Source organism: Thermogutta sp. (assembly GCF_014359955.1).
In the GTDB taxonomy this organism is placed as follows: domain Bacteria; phylum Planctomycetota; class Planctomycetia; order Pirellulales; family Thermoguttaceae; genus Thermogutta.
Map to the genome: position 1 here is coordinate 1 of NZ_JACIYL010000364.1, position 4,247 is coordinate 4,247.

At 59.0% G+C, this 4,247-nt stretch carries 6 protein-coding genes; all 6 read right to left on the minus strand.

The window, feature by feature from the left end:
- A partial coding sequence (atpA, locus tag H5U08_RS11350; RefSeq protein ID WP_297033077.1) for a F0F1 ATP synthase subunit alpha occupies positions 1-1,004 on the minus strand: 1,004 nt, incomplete at its 3' end.
- On the minus strand, positions 955-1,608 hold the full coding sequence (atpH, locus tag H5U08_RS11355; protein WP_297033079.1) for an ATP synthase F1 subunit delta: 654 nt from the start codon (positions 1,606-1,608) through the stop codon (positions 955-957). The genes atpH and atpA, both read right to left, overlap by 50 nt.
- A 77-nt stretch (positions 1,609-1,685) precedes the next feature.
- Entirely contained in the window at positions 1,686-2,333 is a 648-nt protein-coding gene (gene atpF, locus H5U08_RS11360) for a F0F1 ATP synthase subunit B (RefSeq protein ID WP_297033081.1), read from the minus strand.
- Between the two features lie 159 nt (positions 2,334-2,492).
- On the minus strand, positions 2,493-2,741 hold the full coding sequence (atpE, locus tag H5U08_RS11365) for an ATP synthase F0 subunit C (RefSeq protein WP_366494451.1): 249 nt from the start codon (positions 2,739-2,741) through the stop codon (positions 2,493-2,495).
- Positions 2,742-2,991: 250 nt separating this feature from the next.
- Entirely contained in the window at positions 2,992-3,876 is an 885-nt protein-coding gene (gene atpB / locus H5U08_RS11370) for a F0F1 ATP synthase subunit A (RefSeq protein WP_297033084.1), read from the minus strand.
- Between the two features lie 106 nt (positions 3,877-3,982).
- Positions 3,983-4,247: hypothetical protein (locus H5U08_RS11375; protein ID WP_297033086.1), on the minus strand; the 265-nt coding region annotated here is incomplete at its 5' end.

Genomic DNA, 4,247 nt, shown 5'->3' on the forward strand with positions numbered 1-4,247 from the left:
ATCACATTGGTGGGAATATAGGCCGAAACTTCCCCCTCGAGGGTTTCCACGATGGGAAGCGCCGTCAGCGAGCCACCTCCCCGTTCGTCACTCAGCTTGGCAGCCCTTTCCAGAAGACGGCTGTGGCAGTAGAAGATATCCCCGGGATAGGCCTCACGACCGGGCGGCCGACGCATGAGAAGCGAAAGCTGTCGGTACGCCTGCGCCTGTCGCGTCAGGTCGTCGTAGATCACCAGGGCGTGCTCCCCTTTGTACATGAAATACTCCGCCATGGCACATCCGGCGTAGGGAGCCACATACTGCAGAGGTGCGGGATCACTGGCCCCCGCCACCACTACAGTGGTGTATTCCATTGCGCCGTAGCGGCGGAGCACATCGATGATCTGGGCGACGCTCGATTCCTTCTGGCCGATGGCCACGTAAAAACATTTGACGCCCGTCCCTTTCTGATTGATGATCGTGTCAATACAGATGGCGGTTTTTCCGGTTTTGCGGTCGCCGATGATCAGCTCCCGCTGGCCCCGCCCGATCGGTGTCATGGAGTCGATCGCCTTGATCCCTGTTTGCAAGGGTTCTTTCACCGGCTGCCGGTGGGCAACACCGGGGGCCGGACTTTCCACCGGGCGACGCTCGTGGGTCACAATAGGGCCCTTCCCGTCCAGCGGGTTGCCCAGTGGGTCGACCACGCGTCCTAACAGGGCCTCTCCGACGGGCACGCTGAGCAACTGTCCCGTGCTGCGGACCTCGTCCCCTTCCTTGATCCCCAGATAATCGCCAAGGATGATCACGCCCACGGAGTTTTCTTCCAGATTGAACGCCAATCCGCGAACTCCCGTGGGAAATTCCACCATTTCACCGGCCATCACGCCAGAGAGCCCATAGACGCGCGCAATGCCGTCCCCCACCTCCAGCACGCGGCCGACCTCGCGGACGTCGATCTGCGATTCGTACCGCTCAATCTCCTGCTGGATCACAGAAGCGATCTCGTCGGCTTTGAATCTCATGGGCACTCCTGTCGATTATCTGCTGTCTGATCTTCCGCAACTGCGTTTCTACGGAAGCGTCCAGAATCTTGTCACCGACCTGAATGACAATTCCACCGATAACGCCGGGATCCACCTGCCACTGGACCACCGGGACCCCGCCCACCAACTCCCGAAGCTGGCCTTCCAGCCGCTCCATCAGGTCTTTTTCCAGCGGGGTTGCCGTGATAACCTTCAAATGGACCAGACCTCGGCGTCGGTCCCATTCTTCCTGGATTGCCTGCACGATGGGCCCTAAAATATCCAGCCGGTCGCGGCGATTGAGGACCCGCAGGAAATTCATCACCAGCGGGGACACGCGGGCTTCGAAAACACGATTCAGAATTTCCAGCTTCTCCTCGTGATTGATGATGCCGGAGCCAAGCAATTCGGCGAACCGTGGAAATGGCTTGAGCACTTCCTCCTCGATCGCCCGCAGTTCCGCCACCAATTCCTCGACCTGACCGGTCTTTTCCGCCGCGTTGAGAAAAGCCTCCGCGTACACGGAGGCGATTTTTTCCACCGTGACATCGCCGGCGAATTCGGCGGCAAATCGGGCATCTCGGGCTTCCAGGTCCTGTGCCATTGCTCTATCCGTTGCGCGGCTCGCTCATTTTCCTGGCCATTCCGTCCCAGCTCATCACGAGGGTTGACTGGAGATCCTCAATTCAAACCTGGCGGATGCTGACGGCTGATGGCCTCCATGGCCTGCTCGATCATTCGCGCGTGAGCGGTGGGATCAAGCCGAGCGGCCACCAGTTTTCCCGCCAGATCGACCGCCAAGGCCGCCCCGCGCTGGGCCAATTCCTGCAGCGCCCGCTCCGTGGCTCGATCAATCTCCGCCAGTTTCCGGCGATACTCTTCTTCCGCCTCCTGCCGGGCCTTATCGATGAGCGACTGCCCCACCTGCTGGGCGTCCTGTTTGGCCTTCTCGATCATCGCCCGAATTTCATTTTCTGCCTGCCCCAGCTTGGCCTGATACTCGCTCAGCAGCCGTTTCGCCTCGGCGTTCGCCCGTTCGGCATCTTCGATCTCCCGGCGGATGTGATCTTCGCGCTGATCGAGGGCCCGGGCGATCGGCTTCCAGGCAAATACCCGCAGCACCACCAGGACCCCCACAAAGACGACGGCGGTCCACAGTGCCAAATCCTGCCGAAAGTCGAGCGGATTGACGGCCTGCGCGACCGAAGACTCTTCCCCATGCCCGCCGCCAGCCTCTGCCCCCCAAGCGACCGAAACGCTCTTCGTCCCCAACCCCAAAACGAGAGCGATCATCGCCAGTGCGGCCCATTTTCTCATCTGTTCGACCATACCAATCTCCCAGCCAATGGAGGGCCTTGCCCATCCTTGGGCTTTCCATTTGCTCCCTCGTGCGTCAAAGGGAAAGATCCAGCAGCCTCCAGCAACCCGGGTGACACCAGCACGGCGTACCCTTGGAAGGCTCCCTGGTGAAACCGGCGGCCTTGTTCCTCACCCAGTGAAGAATAGGGCAATGAGACATACGATCAAACCGAAGAACGTGACACCTTCAATGAGCGCCGCGGAGACAATCATCGCGGTCTGAATGTTGCCCGCCACTTCCGGCTGACGAGACATCGATTCGACTGCCGCCGCTCCGATTTTGCCGATCCCGAAACCCGCTCCCAGGATGATCAATCCCGCACCGAAGGCACCTCCGAAGAAGATCGAAAATCGGTCAGCGCCCTTGGCTTCCTGCACCTGCTGGGCCTGAGCTGTTTGCTCCTGAGCCGGCGCGGCGGACTCTTCCGCCATCGCCAGCATACCACCCGACCACATCATCACACCCAATGCGATTGCAATGAGCCACTTGTTCACGGAGCCTGTCTCCTTTCTCTGCTGAGGACCCAATTGTCTCGCGGTACTCTTTCCTGAACCGCGCTCTCCCAAGTTCTTCCGAATATTTTCCGACTTCTCACACCCGGCTGGAACTCAGTTGCCCCGCTGACGCTCAGTGGGTGTGCACCGCCATCCCGATAAAAATCGCTGCCAGGAAGGTAAAAATATATGCCTGAAGGAACGCCACGAACAGTTCCAGCATCATCAAAGCAATTTGCCCGGCGACGCTGGCGATCGTCACCCCAAACCAAAGAATCAGCCAGAAATTGGCCACCGCCGCAATAAAACTCAGGATCACCGCCAGCACCAGATGGCCGGCAAACATGTTGGCCATAAGACGCACAGCCAACACGGCATGTTTGATGCACAGACCGGCAAACTCAATCACCCAAAGCATGAGCTTCAGAATAATCCCCAGGACTCCTTTCAAGTCCATGTGGGGCACAAGGCTCTTCACGTATCCGATCAGGCCGTGCTCCTGGATTCCGGCCCCTATTACCATCGCAAAACTCAGCACCGCCAAAGCACCCGTGACACTGATCGCGCCCGTTGGCGATCCCGCCCAGGGCACCAGCCCCATCAGATTGCAAAACAGAATGAAAAAGAACATGTTCCAGAGAAATGGCAGGTATCGGTCCGCCTCGTGCTTGCCGATGGCAGGCCGGGCCACCTGGTCGCGAATGTAACACAGGATGACATCGAAAAATGTCGCAAGACGGCCTCGCGGCGGCCTCCCCCCACGTAATCGCCAGGCGAGTGGGATAAAGATAAGCATCATGAGGACCGCCACAATCAGCTCCAGCACCATGAACTTCGTAAGCTGGAGCCGAAGCGGAATCTCCACCGCCGGGATGTGACCCACCAGCGGCAGGTCAACCGCTCCTAATCGCAAACTGCCAAAATCCAGCATTGGCAATTCGACATGATAGCCGAAGGGAAAGTGAAAGGACGTGGCGTCCTTCACGTGTTCCCCGGCCACCGCGATGTCCATGCCCATCGTATCACCACTCGCAATAAAGATTGCGACCGAAATCCCGATAGGGGCGAGTCCGACAACCTAACCCCACCAAACAACAACACTTCCTTTTACGCATCTGGTGAGGTCATCGCTCGGGCTGCCTTGATCCTGAGCCCTTTTTGGCCAGGTGCCACGCCACAGCCCAGGTTTGCAGGCCCACAATTAAGGTATAGATCACTACAGAATACAGCAAAGTGCTCACGCTGACCAGCCATCCCGCGCAAATTGCGCCAAGAGCCAGCAGAACCAGGGGCACAACAACCCGCAAACTTCCTCCCACAAGGACAAGTACTCCCTGGGTGCCCGACTGACCATCCGCCTCCGCCCAGATCCCCGCCAGGATGGCCCCC